We start from the raw sequence: 13,778 nt of genomic DNA on the forward strand, positions 1-13,778 counted from the left end.
GTAATGTGATGAGTTTGGCCGATCGTGATGGTCTTATCTGGATGGATGGAGAAATGGTTCCTTGGCGCGAGGCCAAGGTACATGTGCTGACACATACGTTTCACTACGGTCTGGGTGTGTTTGAAGGGGTGCGTGCTTACAAGACAAAGGATCAGGGCACGTGCATATTTCGTTTGCAGGAACATACGGATCGGTTGTTCAACTCAGCCCATATCCTGCGCATGGCTATGCCCTTTGACAAGGAGACTCTGATTCAGGCGCAAAAAGACGTGGTGCGATTGAACGGCCTTGAAGAGGGCTACCTGCGTCCCATGTGTTTTTATGGCGCCGAGGGCATGGGCCTGCGCGCAGACAAGCTAGAGACACACGTGATGGTTGCTGCATGGGAGTGGCCTTCTTATATGGACCCCGAGGCTCGAGATCGCGGCATTAAGGTGCGCACTTCGTCCTTCACGCGGCACCACGTCAACATCTCAATGTGTAAAGCCAAGGCCAACGGTAATTACATCAACTCTATGCTGGCGTTGCGCGAGGCCCTTGATAGCGGTGCAGAAGAGGCATTGTTGCTGGATAACGAAGGTTATGTTGCTGAGGGCAGCGGGGAAAATTTCTTCCTTGTGCGTGGCGATAAAATCTATACACCAGAGCTGACCTCGTGTCTGGAAGGGATTACCCGGGATGCAATATTTGTGCTGGCCGCTGAGCTGGGCTATAAGGTGCGCGAAAAACGCATCACTCGGGATGAGGTTTATGTTGCGGACGAGGCCTTCTTTACCGGAACGGCTGCTGAGGTGGTTCCCATTCGTGAACTCGATGGCCGCATAATCGGTAACGGTGGTCGTGGTCCTTTGACGGAAAAACTACAGGCCATGTATTTTGATTCGGTGCGCGGTAATCGAAGCCAGAACAGCCAGTGGCTGGCGCCGGTGGTCTGATTTCGGGCGTGTTGTCTTCGATGCGCGGTGACAAGAGGTTGATATCACACATGCAGATAGAGATTAAAGCGTGACGAAAAAAGTGTTGGTGGTCGGCGCAGGCGGGCAGTTAGGACAAGAGCTGCAGCGCACATCTGGGCCCGACATTGAATGCCTGCCGATGGCTCGAGCGCAGCTTGATATAGCCGATCTGGCGGTTGTCACGCAGTGCCTCGCGGCTGTCGCGCCGCAACTAGTGATCAACGCTGCCGCCTATACTGCAGTCGATAAGGCGGAATCGGAAGTTGATGCCGCCCAGCGCGGCAACGTTGCAGGGCCTCTCGCCTTGGCACAGGCCTGTGCCCAGCAGGGCGTGAGGTTGATCCACATCTCTACCGACTTCGTCTTCGATGGCAGCGCATCCCAGCCTTACAAACCCGATGCGGCCACCGCCCCGTTAGGCGAATATGGACGTAGCAAGCGTGCTGGAGAGCTGGCGGTGCAAAGTGTACTTCCTCAAGCACTTATCCTGCGCACTGGCTGGGTGTATTCACGTTATGGCAGCAATTTCGTCAAAACCATGTTGCGCCTGATGAGTGAGAGGGATGACCTTGCTGTGGTGGCCGATCAGGTCGGTACCCCAACCTGGGCACACGGCTTGGCCGAAGCGGTCTGGGCCTCCGCGGCTCGGCCTCAGTTGAGTGGCATTTATCATTGGAGTGATGCCGGTGTCTGCAGCTGGTATGACTTTGCCGTTGCTATCTGTGAGGAAGCGCTTGCGCTAGGGTTATTAGCGAGAACGGTCAACATTCGGCCCATTGCGGCAATAGAATATCCTACGCCGGCGTGCCGCCCTGCTTACAGCGTGCTGGATAAGAGCGACAGCTGGCGAGATTTCGCCCTGGCAGGCGTCCACTGGCGTCAACAACTGCGGGCGATGCTCGAAGACTATAAGGCGCTACAAAATGGGTAAATCTCTCTTGGTAACGGGGGCCGCCGGATTCATCGGGGCTAACTTTGTCCACCACTGGATGCGCAATCATCCCGAGGACAGCGTGGTGGCCTATGACGCCCTCACCTATGCCGGCAATCAAGCCAACCTTGATGGGTTGCGGGAGAATAAACGCTTCAGTTTTGTTCACGCTGACATCTGCGACGATGATCGCGTGCTGCAAACGCTGCGCGAGCATAATATCGATACTTTGGTGCATTTTGCTGCTGAGAGTCATGTAGACCGCTCGATCACCGGGCCTGATGCGTTTATTGAAACCAATATAGTGGGCACACATTCGCTGCTTAAGGCCGCGCGCGAGCACTGGCTGGCAGGGGGCAAGTCGCAGCCACATCGATTTCACCATGTGTCCACGGATGAAGTGTACGGCTCTCTCAGTATTGATGCGCCGGGTTTTCATGAAGAACAAAAGTACGAACCGAACTCACCTTATTCGGCGAGTAAGGCCGCCTCTGATCATCTCGTGCGAGCGTATCATCACACCTACGGGCTGCAGGTCAGCACCAGTAATTGCTCTAATAATTACGGCCCTTACCATTTTCCGGAAAAGTTGATTCCCCTGTGTATCACTAACATTCTGCGCGGGCGTCCACTGCCGGTTTACGGTGACGGCAGTAATATCCGCGACTGGTTGTATGTGGAGGATCACTGTCGGGGTATAGAGCTGGTATTGCAAAGCGGCGAGGTGGGTGAGACCTACAATATCGGCGGCAATAATGAGTGGAACAATCTGGATATCGTGCACTTGCTGTGTGATCAGATGGATGCGCGCTTCGTCGCGGACCCGTCATTGGCGCAGCATTTTCCCGATGCACCGGGTGCCAATGGCAGTAGCGCGCGCGAGCTTATCCTCTTCGTAGAGGACAGGGCTGGGCACGATTGGCGCTATGCCATTGATGCCGGCAGAATCACCCGAGAGCTGGGGTATACGCCCCATGAAAGTTTCGAAACCGGTTTGCAGCGCACACTGGACTGGTATCTGTCCAATGAGCCGTGGTGGAAGCCTCTTCTTGTTGCTTGACGCTTTAGCGCAATAGTAAGTGCACGCTATGCTTTTAGGCCTTGTATTCAGATGAAGCGGGGTGTATCGGCCCAGTTCAGGCCTTCGCTATCCTTGGCCGACAATTGCGGGGTCTCCTTGGCGGGTACCGGCCACTGGATTCCCACGGTGGGGTCATCCCAGGCCAGCGTCTGCTCGCTGGCAGGATGGTAAATATCGGTGCATTTGTACACAAAGTCGGCGTAATCGGAGGTGACATAGAAGCCATGGGCAAACCCGGGTGGAACCCAGAGCATCCGCTGGTTTTCGGCGCTGAGGCTAACCCCGAACCACTGCCCAAGAGTGGGGGAATGGCTTCTGAGGTCCACTGCGACATCGAACACCTCACCGGACGTCACCCGCACCAGTTTGCCTTGGGTATGTTCAGTCTGAAAGTGCAGTCCTCTCAATATGCCATGGGCTGACCGACTGTGGTTGTCCTGCACAAAATTAAGGTCGAATCCGGCCTCGCGAAACGTCTCAATATTCCAAGTTTCCATGAAAAACCCGCGTTGGTCGCCAAAGGCCGTCGGTTCTACGAGGTAGACGTCCTGCAAGGGTGTTTCAATAAACTTCATGCGAAGACAACGCCATTATCGTTGAGGAGGCCTTTTAGATAGAGCCCATAGCCACTTTTTTCCAGTGGTTTGGCCAGCGCCAGCAGCTGCTCCGCACTGATATAGCCCTTGCGATAGGCCACTTCCTCGGGGCAGGAAATCTTCAGCCCCTGGCGCTCTTCGACAACACGGATGAAGTTGGCGGCATCCAGCAGGGAGTTGTGAGTGCCTGTATCCAGCCAGGCGGTGCCGCGGCTCATGACCTCTACGTGCAGGTCGCCGCGTTCGAGATAAGCTCTATTGATATCGGTAATTTCGAGTTCACCTCGAGCTGAGGGGCGCACGTCTTTGGCGATATCGACCACATCGTTATCGTAGAAGTACAGACCGGTTACAGCGTAATGTGACTTGGGGATAGTCGGCTTTTCTTCGATATTTTGGGCCACGCCATTGGCGTCGAAGCTGACGACACCGTAGCGCTCCGGGTCTTGCACATAGTAAGCAAACACGGAAGCCCCAGAGTCGCGACTGGCAGCATGGGTTAACGTTTGAGAAAAGCCCCCACCGTAGAAGATGTTGTCACCTAGCACCAAGCTGGCGGGCGACTTGCCAATAAAGGTCTCTCCCAGAATGAATGCCTGGGCCAGTCCATCCGGGCTGGGTTGCACCGCATAGCTGATATTGATTCCCCAACTGGAGCCGTCTCCAAGTAGCTCACTGAAGGCCAGCTGGTCGCGTGGCGTGGTTATGATCAGGATATCGCGGATACCGGCCAGCATGAGGGTGGCCAAAGGGTAGTAAATCATAGGTTTATCGTAGATTGGCATCAGTTGCTTGCTGACGGTGCTAGTCAGCGGATGCAGGCGGGTCCCTGACCCGCCCGCGAGAATGAGCCCCTTATAAGCCGAAGTTGTCATTAACCGTTTTCCTAGTGTCTAGACGGTCGATTATAGCGGTATAAGCCTCTCACTGGCTAATAGGAGGGGCCTTAAGGGGGTAGTTCGGTGATCAGGGCTGGATTTTTAACCAGTAGGTGATTAAAATCTAGCCCCTTTTTGCGGGGCTCCCAGAAAATCAGTGTAATCACATCGCACTGATGCTCTTAAGCTAGCGAGATACGCTGGGGTAGCCGCATTCGTTTCAACACGTAATTATAATGAGGACGCCACTATCTGGCATCAAGGTACAGAGCCGGCAGCTACAATGCCGGCAGATGGAGCAACAACCCCCGTCAAAGCGGTGGGGCTGGGTGGTCCATTGCGTATTGCGCTGCTCGGCTATCGCAGCCAGCCCCATGCCGGTGGGCAGGGCGTTTATATGCGTTACCTTAGTAAGGCGCTGGTCGAGGCGGGTCATAGCGTCGATGTCATTTCTGGCCCGCCCTACCCCCACCTGGATCCCCGCGTTCGGCTTATAGAGCTACCCAGCCTGGATTTGTTTGAAAATGGACTCACGTCTTTGCGCCCGCATCATCTGACGTCCATGAGCAATATCATTGAGTGGGTCAGTCAATTGACCGGCGGCTTCGCCGAGCCGCAAACGTTTGGGCGTCGAGCTGCAAAATATTTACGTCAGCACGGCCACCATTACGACCTGATACACGACAACCAGAGTCTGAGCTACGGCATGTTGGATATCCAGGAAATGGGTCTGCCCCTGGTGACGACGGTACACCATCCCATCACCAGCGATTTACGTATTGCGCTAGGCGCCGCTCGCGGCTGGAAAGAACGACTGTTTATTCGGCGTTGGCACTCTTTCCTGACTATGCAGAAAAAAGTGATCAAGCAGTTACATAATATCGTGACGGTGTCGGATTGTTCTCGTCAGGACATCGCCCGAGATTTCGGTTTGCAGCCGGCGGGGATCAGCGTGGCGCACAATGGCATCGATATAGACACATTCAAGCCTTTGCCGGGAGTGGTGCGTAATCCGTTGCGCCTGATGGCCACCTGCTCTGCAGATGCTCCGCTTAAGGGCCTGCGTTATCTATTGCATGCCTATGCCCTTCTGCTCGAGCGATATCCAGATCTGGAGTTGCTGCTGGTCAGCAAGCCCAATCCGGGCGGCCAGACGGAAAGACTGGTGCATCGTCTGGGCCTTGCGGATAAGGTGCAATTTGTTAAAGGCATCAGCACTGAGCAGATGGTGCAGTATTACGCCGAGGCCGCGATCGCAATAGTGCCTTCAGTGTATGAGGGCTTTGGCCTGCCTGCGGGTGAAGCTATGGCGTGTGGTGTGCCGGTGGTGTCCACTGATGGCGGGGCGTTACCTGAAGTGGTGGGTGATGCCGGAGTGATCGTGCCGGTGAAAAATGTCGATGCCCTGGTAGAGGCGATTGATGCCTTGTTGCAAGATCCGAAGGCCCGTGCCGAGCTGGGCGCCCGAGGAAAACAGCGCATTGAAGAGAATTTTTGCTGGCAGGTCTGTGCCAGACAGATGACGCAGTATTACAATCAGGTGTTGGCCCGTGAAGACGGTTGATTTTGCCCACCTGCCCCTCAAACCGGGCGACATCGTTTTGGACCTTGGCTGCGGTGAGGGTCGTCACGTGATCTCGGCTTATGTCGAGGGTGATGTGCAGTCTGTCGGCGTGGATCTGTCTCTGGACGATCTTAAAATAACCCGTGAACGATTTGTCGGTTTTGCTGAGCCCGAAAACGACGCCAAGTCCTTTGGCCTGTCTTCCGCTAGCGCACTGGAATTGCCTTTCGCCGACGATACCTTTGATAAGATCATTTGTAGCGAAGTGTTAGAGCATATCCCAGATTATCACTGCGCATTAGTCGAGATAGAGCGAGTGCTTAAGCCTGGTGGGCTCTTTTGTGCAAGCGTTCCGCGCCGGTGGCCAGAGCAGATATGTTGGGCGTTGAGTGAGGGCTATTACAATGTGCCAGGCGGTCATCTGCGGATTTTCCGCAGTAATGAGTTGCGAACGGAAATTGAACATTTAGGTTTTGAACATTATCACCATCACTGGGCGCATGCGCTGCATGTGCCCTTTTGGTGGCTAAAGTGCCTGTTTTGGAAAAATCAGGACACAAACTGGCTGGTCGCTCAATACCATCGCTTTTTGGTATGGGACTTAATGGAAAATCCAGCGCTGACTCGGATATTGGAGAAGTGCATGAACCCGTTTATGGGTAAAAGTGTCGTGATGTATTTTCGCAAGGATGCCAAATCATGAGTGGTTTATATCTTAGCCCGGGCTTATTCCCCGAGGAATTCCTGCGTCCGACCGTAGACTTTATTCTCGGCTGCCAGCGCGACAGCGGCGAGATTCCTTGGTTTGACGGCGGTTACACCGATCCCTGGGATCATGTGGAGTCGGCGATGGGCCTGTCTATCGGAGGCGAGTTGGAGGCGGCTCACAAAGCCTATCAATGGCTAGCGCAAATGCAGCTAGAAGATGGCAGTTGGTGGGCGTCCTATCGCGGGCAGGAAATCGACAACGCCAGCCGGCGCGAGTCGAATTTTGTCGCCTACATCGCCACCGGTGTCTGGCACCATTACTTAATCAGTGCTGATGATGACTTTCTGCAAGCAATGTGGCCGATGGTCGATAAATCGATAGGCTTCGTGTTGTCTTTGCAGTCCGAGCATGGGGAAATTGATTGGGCCGTGGATGGCACCGGAAAGCCAAAAGGTGATGCGTTGGTGACCGGTTGTAGTTCGATTTACAAAAGCCTGGAGTGCGCACACAATATTGCCGTGACGCTGGGTGAAAGTCGCAGCCATTGGTTGAGCGCGCGCGATCGTTTGGGCAACGCCCTGCGCCAGAAGCCGGAGCGTTTTGACCGAACATGGGAAACTAAGTCACGCTATTCCATGGACTGGTTTTATCCGGTGCTGACCGGCGTCTATACCGGAGCCGACGCTCGCGCTCGTCTCGTGTCGCGTTGGGATGAGTTTGTAGAGGACAAGCTGGGGTGTCGCTGTGAGAAGCAGCAGCCGTGGGTGACGATTGCTGAAACTTGTGAGCTGGTCATGGCTTTATTGGCCGCAGGGGATCATGCGCGCGCAGTCGAGGTTTACAGCTGGCTGCAGCAGTGGCGTGCCAGTGATGGCTCATATTGGACGGGTTATCAACTGGTCGAAGATTTGCTGTGGCCGGATGAAAGGCCCACCTGGACCGCTGGGGCCATTTTGTTAGCAGCCGATGCGCTTACCAAGCACACGCGAGCCGCTGGGCTGTTTTGCAGTGTGCGCTTGTTGGATCAGCCTGCTGACGATGTTCCTGAGCGTCGGAGTTTAGTTGACTAAAGTCGAGCCCCATCGCCCGCTACAAGCGCAGTAACAAGCCTAGGCTATTCACTTGCCCTAAGTTTTCAAACAGACCAGACGCCAGCGCCATGCGATAGACCGCATAGGGCGCTTGGCCACCCTTGTGTGGGTCGTCGAACAGATCGTGTATCGCTAGCACGCCACCGCGCATCAGATGTGGCATCCAGCAGCGGTAGTCTGTGAGCGCCGCCTCTAGACTGTGTCCACCATCGATAAAGACCATTGCCAATGGCGTTTGCCAGTGTCTGGCCGCCGCCTCTGAGCCGGCCACAACCGGCACTACCACTTCGTCCAGTCCTGCCCGACGCATATTGCGACGAAACTCTCGAAAGGTATCCATGACGCCCTCGCCGGCGTCGTAGAGGTCGGGGTCGTGAAAAAATTCCCCTTGTTGGTGTTCTTCCGAGCCGCGATGATGATCTAGCGCAAAGACTGTGCTGTTGTTAGCGCGACAAGCCAGCCCTAAGTAAATGGTGGACTTGCCACAGTAGCTGCCGATTTCCAGTACCGGCCCCATGGTGCTGGCCCGAAGGGCCTGCTCGAACAGTGCCTGTGCCTCATCCGCGGCAAGGAATCCCTTGATCTGGTCAATGTCAGCGGGCAGGTCGGGGATCATACGGCGCAACGTCCTTTTCTACGGTGAGCCGATAACGGATTTGGCTGATGGTGAGGTGGGAGGCACGAGAAAGGCGTCCAGTTTGAGAATGTCTGCCGGGCTGAGCAGTCCGGCATTTTCGTTCAGGCGCATCAGGTTAAGAATGTAGTCGTAACGGCTGTTGGCGTAATCACGTTCCGCCCGGAACAACGTATTTTGGGCATTAAGTACATCGACCACGTTGCGCGTTCCCACTTCGTAACCGGCCTGCGTAGCATCTACAGAACTCTTTGAAGAAATAATGCTTTGTTTGCGCGCCGCGATGCGCGATACATCACTGAGTACCGTCATATGCAGGGATCGCGTGTTGGTGACTGTGTTGCGTGAGAGGTTGATGCGCTGCTCCCGTGCGGCGCTGAATTCCTGGGCCGCGCGTCGTCGGTTGGCGCTGATCGCACCACCGCTGTAGAGTGGGACGCTGAGGGTTACCCTCCACATGTGCTCTTTGAGGCTGCTATCGGGGGGACTATTGATGCCGGTATCGGGCTCGACATAGATGTTCCCGTCGACGTCAAAGTCAGAATACTCATAGCCGCCGTTAACCTTGGGGGCGTGTTCCATTTTGTTCGCCTTGGCCGTTTGGCGTGCCGCCTCTTCTCTGTAGGTAGAGGCCAGAAGCTCAAAGTTATTTTGCAGCGCGAAATCGACCCAGGCAGCACGATCAATAGGGTCTGGTGGACGAATTTTGAAGTCTTCCACCAGCACGTTGAGGTTGCTTTGCCGCTGGCCAGTCAGCACCGAGAGCCGCTCCAGTGCCACGGATACATCATTTTCGTCCACAATGCGCTCGACCTCAGCAAGGTCTCTAGCGGCCTGAGCTTCATACACGTCGGTGATGGCAATGAGGCCGACCTCGAAGCGCTGCTGGGTCTGCTCTAACTGGCGCTCGAATGCGCGCTCCTGCGCCTGTGAGGCCGCTAGATTGTCCTGTGCGCGCAGCACGAGAAGGTAGGCTTCTACGACTCTCACGATCAGATTCTGCTGGTTCGCGGCAAAAGTGGCCTCCGCCTCTTTGGTGACTTGCTTGCCCGATTGAAAACTGAACCATGCTGACAAATCGAATAACGTTTGATTGAGGGAAATGACGTAGCCCTCGGTATTGATATCGCGGTTGGTGAACGTATCGTCAATAATGATGCCGTCTTCGCTAAAAATTGGGCCAAGGCCATCCGTATCCCCGTCTGAGTTTTGATAGGAATAGGAGGCGCCCACTTGCGGAAGCAGTGCAGAGCGGCTAAGATTTTCGGTTTCCCGTCTCGCTAGATAGACCGCTTCTTCTGACTTCAGCTGAGCGTCATTTTGTAGCGCCAACTGGTAGATATCACTCAATGAGTCCGCTTGTAAACTGACAGATGAGAGAAAGAATGCCAGAGATGAAAGCGCAATAACCAGATTTTTCATGCAACAATTCCTGAAAGAGAATTCGCTATTTTTGAGCACGTGATTGTACCAGCCTCTCGCGAACTCTGCATACATTGAAACTGTCATGCAAAGGGTGCAGTTCGGAGTCGTTTGTGCCATCTTAGGAACAGCGCTGCGGCCGTTTATGGTCAAAAGCTCTCCATAACGCGGCAGTTTTTATCCACTTACAAGGGCCGAACGCCTGGGCAAAGTTTTGCAAAATTCGACTAGACAATTATTTAAACTGGATTTGACGGAGTTGCACGCGATCTGTGATGCCAACTATCTCCGCCTGAAACGCCTCTTTCCCGATTATGAGAACTGTAATTCCCGCGAACTTTTGGTGGGCGCCGCTAAAGTGCGGCTGAGCGTTGTAGAGCGTTGTCGTTACACCACGATTTTTCATATCCACCAGCAATCTGCAGAATCCCGCTGGCTGGGCTTATTAAATGTCGAAGTGAGGGCTTATCATGACGCTCGTATGTTGGAGGTCGGAGCCTTTCAGTCTTATCGTCAGGTGTCGGCCCGATACCAGTACCCGAATGATCAAATGTTTGCGCAGGATGAAAAGTCCCAGCAGAATCGATTTTTGGCAGACTGGCTGGAACACTGTCTGCAAAACGGGCGTGCCGCGCTTGATGTTGTCGCCGCGACCGTGACCGATACCTAACGCGGCCGCGCCAGAATGCCCCAGACCCGACACCCGATCGAAACCGTCGACACCCAAGATGAGACCGTTCAGCTTGTGCAGTTGACCGATACGCACCTCTGTCGTTTGCGTGGAGGCACTTTGCTGGGCATGGATACCGACCACTCGTTGCAGGCCGTCATCAATCTGGTGCAAAAAGAGCGCCCTGTCATTGATCTGCTGCTGGGTACCGGAGACCTGTCTGATGGTGGCGCAGGTTCTGCTTACGAGCGACTGCAGGACTATTTCGAACAGCTGACCCCCGTCAATTACTGGCTGCCGGGCAATCATGATGATCGAGCGGCGATGGAAGCTGTTGCGGCAAGCCCTGCGCGCCTGTGCAGAGAAATCAGGCTGCCCCGCTGGCAGATTTTGCTGCTGGATTCCCAAATTGTCGGGCATGTCGGGGGGAGATTAGGCGAGGCGGAGCTGATGCTGTTGGAGCGGTCTTTGGCGGCCGCGCAGAAGGAGGGGCGACATACTTTGGTTTGTCTGCATCATCAGCCGGTGGCTATTGGCTGTGAATGGCTGGATCAGCAGAGGGTCGCCGATGCCGATGCGTTTTTTAACGTGCTCGACCGCTACACCGGCATCAAAGCCGTGCTGTGGGGCCATGTCCATCAGGAAATAGACCGTATTCGCAATGGTGTGCGACTGCTGGCATCACCGTCTACCTGTGTCCAATTCGCACCGGGCAGTGAACATTTTAAAGTCGATGATCAGCCGCCGGGTTACCGCTGGCTGGAATTACACAGTGATGGTCGCTTTGACACTGGCGTGTCCAGGGTGTGGGACACCCAATTTACGGTCGATCTGGATTCAGGCGGTTACTTATAGCTCGCACTGCGCGAGCCTCACTGTACAATGATGGCTAGACTGAACTCCACCGCAACGCACGATAAGTTATCACAATGAGCCAATATACCGCCGAAGACATTGAAGTCCTTACTGGGTTGGAGCCGGTGCGCAAGCGCCCTGGCATGTACACAGACACGACTCGCCCGAACCATCTCGCACAGGAGGTCATCGATAACAGCGTTGATGAGGCCCTGGGTGGGCACGCCAGCGAGATTGATGTCTGTCTGAACAAAGATGGCTCAGTCACGGTGACTGACGATGGTCGCGGTATGCCTGTCGACCTGCATCCCGGAGAAAAAAAGCCTGGGGTAGAAGTCATCCTCAGCACGCTGCATGCTGGCGGTAAGTTTTCGGATAAAAACTATCAGTTCAGTGGCGGGCTGCACGGTGTGGGTGTGTCGGTGGTCAATGCGCTGTCCAGCGCTCTGGAAGTGGTGATCCGCCGCGACGGCAATATTTACAGCATGACATTCGCGGGCGGAGAAAAGAAAACGGAGCTGGTGGTTGTCGGCAGTTGTGGCAAGCGCAATACCGGCACGGCGCTGACCTTTACGCCCGATCCCCAATATTTCGATTCGGTTAACTTTTCCGTATCCAGGTTGCGGCACGTATTGCGGGCTAAGGCGGTGCTGTGCCCGGGCCTGCGAGTCAAGTTCAAGGATGAGAAGAAAGACGAGACGGAAGAGTGGTATTTCGAAGACGGGCTTAAGGACTATTTGGCGGATGCCACCATCGACTTTCCGGTTATTCCCGAAGAGCCCTTCGTGGGCAGCTTCAGTGGCAGCAATGAAGGCGTAGACTGGGCCGTGCAGTGGTTGCCAGAAGGCGGTGACATCACGGCCGAATCCTACGTCAACCTGATTCCCACAATTCAGGGCGGCACCCATGTCAACGGTATGCGGACCGGGCTGTTGGACGCGATGCGCGAATTTTGTGAACTGCGCAGCCTGCTGCCTCGTGGCGTTAAGCTGGCGCCAGACGACATCTGGGAGCGATGCTGCTATGTGCTATCTTCCAAGATAGGTGACCCGCAGTTCTCCGGCCAGACCAAAGAGCGCCTCTCTTCGCGGGAGGCTGCGGCGTTTGTGTCCGGTATCGCCAAAGACGCTTTCAGCTTGTGGCTCAATCAGCACACAGAAGAAGCAGAGAAACTGGCGGAGTTGTGCATCGCCAACGCTCAGGGCCGATTGCGTCTGGCCAAACAGGTGACGCGTAAAAAAGTGACTGCCGGCCCCGCACTGCCGGGTAAATTGGCCGATTGTTCAGGGGGAGACCCGTCACGCGGTGAGCTCTTTCTGGTGGAGGGGGATTCCGCCGGCGGTTCTGCCAAGCAGGCGCGCAGCCGGGAGTTTCAGGCGATCCTGCCTCTGCGTGGAAAGATATTAAATACGTGGGAGGTCGACTCGCAGGAGATACTCGCCTCGCAGGAGGTGCACAATATTTCAATCGCCCTTGGCGTCGATCCAGCCAGCGATGACCTCTCCGGCCTGCGCTATCACAAGGTCTGTATTTTGGCAGATGCCGATTCTGACGGTCTGCACATTGCCACGCTAATTTGTGCATTGTTTGTGCGCCATTTTCGACCGCTGGTAGCGGCCGGTCATATCTATGTTGCGATGCCGCCGTTGTTTCGCGTCGATGTTGGGAAGGAAGTGTTCTATGCCCTCGATGAGGCTGAGAAGCAGGGCATCCTAGATCGCATTGAGGCGGAAAAGAAAAAGGGCAAAGTCAATGTACAGCGCTTCAAGGGTCTTGGAGAAATGAACCCGTTGCAATTGCGTGAAACCACCATGGATCCGGACACCCGACGTCTTGTGCGTCTGGTACTGGACGCCGGCGATGGTACCAATGAGATGATGGATATGTTGTTGGCCAAAAAACGTGCACCTGATCGCAAAGCTTGGTTGGAGGAGAAGGGGGGTATTGCCGAGGCTGCATTGTGAAAATTGAAGTGACAACGTTGCCTGAGGAAAACGTCAGCTGTTCAAATTGCAGAGCCTGTTGCTGCAGGTTGGAGGTCATGCTTGTCACCGATACAGGGGTTCCTAGCCGGTTTATTGTGGAGGATGAGTGGGGAGGTAGAACCATGTCTCGTTTGGAAGATGGGTGGTGTTCCGCTTTAGATAGGAACAGTATGATGTGCAGTATCTATGAGAAGCGCCCGTTAATTTGTCGAGACTTTGAGATGGGAGACTACGAGTGCAGGTCAGAAAGAGCCGCTGACGTTTAGCGCATACAACAAGACGATTTGTGCAGGGCCTAGAACATCGCTGCAATCATAGGTCTGCAATGTAAACCATTGAGTATACGTCGAGCATTCTATTAGCAACTTATTAGCAAACGTGGAAGGAGAAATGTATGGCGAAGGGC

At 54.7% G+C, this 13,778-nt stretch carries 14 protein-coding genes; 10 read left to right on the forward strand and 4 right to left on the reverse strand.

Annotated elements, in window-relative coordinates; genetic code table 11:
- The first annotated feature begins 8 nt into the window (after positions 1-8).
- The 3 genes from ABXT62_RS00250 (at position 9) to rfbB (ending at position 2,947) form a co-directional block, all read left to right on the forward strand.
- Positions 9-935 (forward strand): branched-chain amino acid transaminase, encoded by a 927-nt coding sequence (locus tag ABXT62_RS00250; protein ID WP_415356542.1) that lies wholly within the window; start codon positions 9-11, stop codon positions 933-935.
- Positions 936-1,005: 70 nt separating this feature from the next.
- Entirely contained in the window at positions 1,006-1,887 is an 882-nt protein-coding gene (rfbD, locus tag ABXT62_RS00255; RefSeq protein WP_415356543.1) for a dTDP-4-dehydrorhamnose reductase, read from the forward strand.
- Positions 1,880-2,947 (forward strand): dTDP-glucose 4,6-dehydratase, encoded by a 1,068-nt coding sequence (gene rfbB / locus ABXT62_RS00260; RefSeq protein ID WP_415356544.1) that lies wholly within the window; start codon positions 1,880-1,882, stop codon positions 2,945-2,947. The genes rfbD and rfbB overlap by 8 nt, the downstream gene beginning before the upstream one ends.
- A 47-nt stretch (positions 2,948-2,994) precedes the next feature.
- Here rfbB and rfbC read toward each other — a convergent pair whose 3' ends face one another.
- On the reverse strand, positions 2,995-3,543 hold the full coding sequence (rfbC, locus tag ABXT62_RS00265) for a dTDP-4-dehydrorhamnose 3,5-epimerase (RefSeq protein WP_415356545.1): 549 nt from the start codon (positions 3,541-3,543) through the stop codon (positions 2,995-2,997).
- On the reverse strand, positions 3,540-4,439 hold the full coding sequence (gene rfbA / locus ABXT62_RS00270) for a glucose-1-phosphate thymidylyltransferase RfbA (RefSeq protein ID WP_415356546.1): 900 nt from the start codon (positions 4,437-4,439) through the stop codon (positions 3,540-3,542). The genes rfbC and rfbA overlap by 4 nt, the downstream gene beginning before the upstream one ends.
- A gap of 286 nt (positions 4,440-4,725) precedes the next feature.
- Here rfbA and ABXT62_RS00275 point away from each other — a divergent pair, with 286 nt between their 5' ends.
- Genes ABXT62_RS00275 through ABXT62_RS00285 form a run of 3 tightly spaced genes read left to right on the forward strand, consistent with a single transcriptional unit; the run spans position 4,726 to position 7,785 of the window.
- Positions 4,726-6,006, forward strand: a complete 1,281-nt coding sequence (locus ABXT62_RS00275) for a glycosyltransferase family 4 protein (RefSeq protein ID WP_415356547.1) — start codon at positions 4,726-4,728, stop codon at positions 6,004-6,006.
- On the forward strand, positions 5,993-6,709 hold the full coding sequence (locus tag ABXT62_RS00280; protein WP_415356548.1) for a class I SAM-dependent methyltransferase: 717 nt from the start codon (positions 5,993-5,995) through the stop codon (positions 6,707-6,709). Before ABXT62_RS00275 ends, ABXT62_RS00280 begins: the two co-directional genes overlap by 14 nt.
- On the forward strand, positions 6,706-7,785 hold the full coding sequence (locus ABXT62_RS00285) for a prenyltransferase (RefSeq protein WP_415356549.1): 1,080 nt from the start codon (positions 6,706-6,708) through the stop codon (positions 7,783-7,785). Before ABXT62_RS00280 ends, ABXT62_RS00285 begins: the two co-directional genes overlap by 4 nt.
- Before the next feature lie 19 nt (positions 7,786-7,804).
- On the opposite strand, the gene ABXT62_RS00290 is transcribed toward ABXT62_RS00285, so the two are convergent.
- Both ABXT62_RS00290 and ABXT62_RS00295 read right to left on the reverse strand, forming a co-directional pair.
- Positions 7,805-8,422 carry a class I SAM-dependent methyltransferase gene (locus ABXT62_RS00290; RefSeq protein WP_415356550.1) on the reverse strand — a complete coding sequence of 206 codons (618 nt, stop codon included), beginning with the start codon at positions 8,420-8,422 and terminating at the stop codon, positions 7,805-7,807.
- Between the two features lie 18 nt (positions 8,423-8,440).
- Positions 8,441-9,862 carry a TolC family outer membrane protein gene (locus ABXT62_RS00295; RefSeq protein ID WP_415356551.1) on the reverse strand — a complete coding sequence of 474 codons (1,422 nt, stop codon included), beginning with the start codon at positions 9,860-9,862 and terminating at the stop codon, positions 8,441-8,443.
- Positions 9,863-10,076: 214 nt separating this feature from the next.
- Here ABXT62_RS00295 and ABXT62_RS00300 point away from each other — a divergent pair, with 214 nt between their 5' ends.
- The 4 genes from ABXT62_RS00300 (at position 10,077) to ABXT62_RS00315 (ending at position 13,638) form a co-directional block, all read left to right on the forward strand.
- Positions 10,077-10,532 (forward strand): DUF1249 domain-containing protein, encoded by a 456-nt coding sequence (locus ABXT62_RS00300; protein WP_415356552.1) that lies wholly within the window; start codon positions 10,077-10,079, stop codon positions 10,530-10,532.
- 15 nt (positions 10,533-10,547) lie between these two features.
- Positions 10,548-11,387, forward strand: coding sequence for a 3',5'-cyclic-AMP phosphodiesterase (gene cpdA, locus ABXT62_RS00305; protein WP_415356553.1), 840 nt, complete (start codon positions 10,548-10,550; stop codon positions 11,385-11,387).
- Positions 11,388-11,461: 74 nt separating this feature from the next.
- Positions 11,462-13,351, forward strand: a complete 1,890-nt coding sequence (gene parE / locus ABXT62_RS00310; RefSeq protein WP_415356554.1) for a DNA topoisomerase IV subunit B — start codon at positions 11,462-11,464, stop codon at positions 13,349-13,351.
- A gap of 8 nt (positions 13,352-13,359) precedes the next feature.
- Positions 13,360-13,638, forward strand: a complete 279-nt coding sequence (locus tag ABXT62_RS00315; protein WP_415358239.1) for a YkgJ family cysteine cluster protein — start codon at positions 13,360-13,362, stop codon at positions 13,636-13,638.
- Positions 13,639-13,778: the final 140 nt, after the last annotated feature.

It is taken from the genome of Halioglobus sp. Uisw_031 (assembly GCF_047729875.1).
GTDB lineage: Bacteria > Pseudomonadota > Gammaproteobacteria > Pseudomonadales > Halieaceae > Marimicrobium.

Coding starts and splice junctions, on each gene's coding strand:
- ABXT62_RS00250 (WP_415356542.1), top strand. CDS start 9: ATGAGTTTGGCCGATCGTGATGGTCTTATCTGGATGGATGGAGAAATG.
- rfbB (WP_415356544.1), top strand. CDS start 1,880: ATGGGTAAATCTCTCTTGGTAACGGGGGCCGCCGGATTCATCGGGGCT.
- rfbC (WP_415356545.1), bottom strand. CDS start 3,543: ATGAAGTTTATTGAAACACCCTTGCAGGACGTCTACCTCGTAGAACCG.
- rfbA (WP_415356546.1), bottom strand. CDS start 4,439: ATGACAACTTCGGCTTATAAGGGGCTCATTCTCGCGGGCGGGTCAGGG.
- ABXT62_RS00275 (WP_415356547.1), top strand. CDS start 4,726: ATGCCGGCAGATGGAGCAACAACCCCCGTCAAAGCGGTGGGGCTGGGT.
- ABXT62_RS00285 (WP_415356549.1), top strand. CDS start 6,706: ATGAGTGGTTTATATCTTAGCCCGGGCTTATTCCCCGAGGAATTCCTG.
- ABXT62_RS00290 (WP_415356550.1), bottom strand. CDS start 8,422: ATGATCCCCGACCTGCCCGCTGACATTGACCAGATCAAGGGATTCCTT.
- ABXT62_RS00295 (WP_415356551.1), bottom strand. CDS start 9,862: ATGAAAAATCTGGTTATTGCGCTTTCATCTCTGGCATTCTTTCTCTCA.
- cpdA (WP_415356553.1), top strand. CDS start 10,548: ATGCCCCAGACCCGACACCCGATCGAAACCGTCGACACCCAAGATGAG.
- parE (WP_415356554.1), top strand. CDS start 11,462: ATGAGCCAATATACCGCCGAAGACATTGAAGTCCTTACTGGGTTGGAG.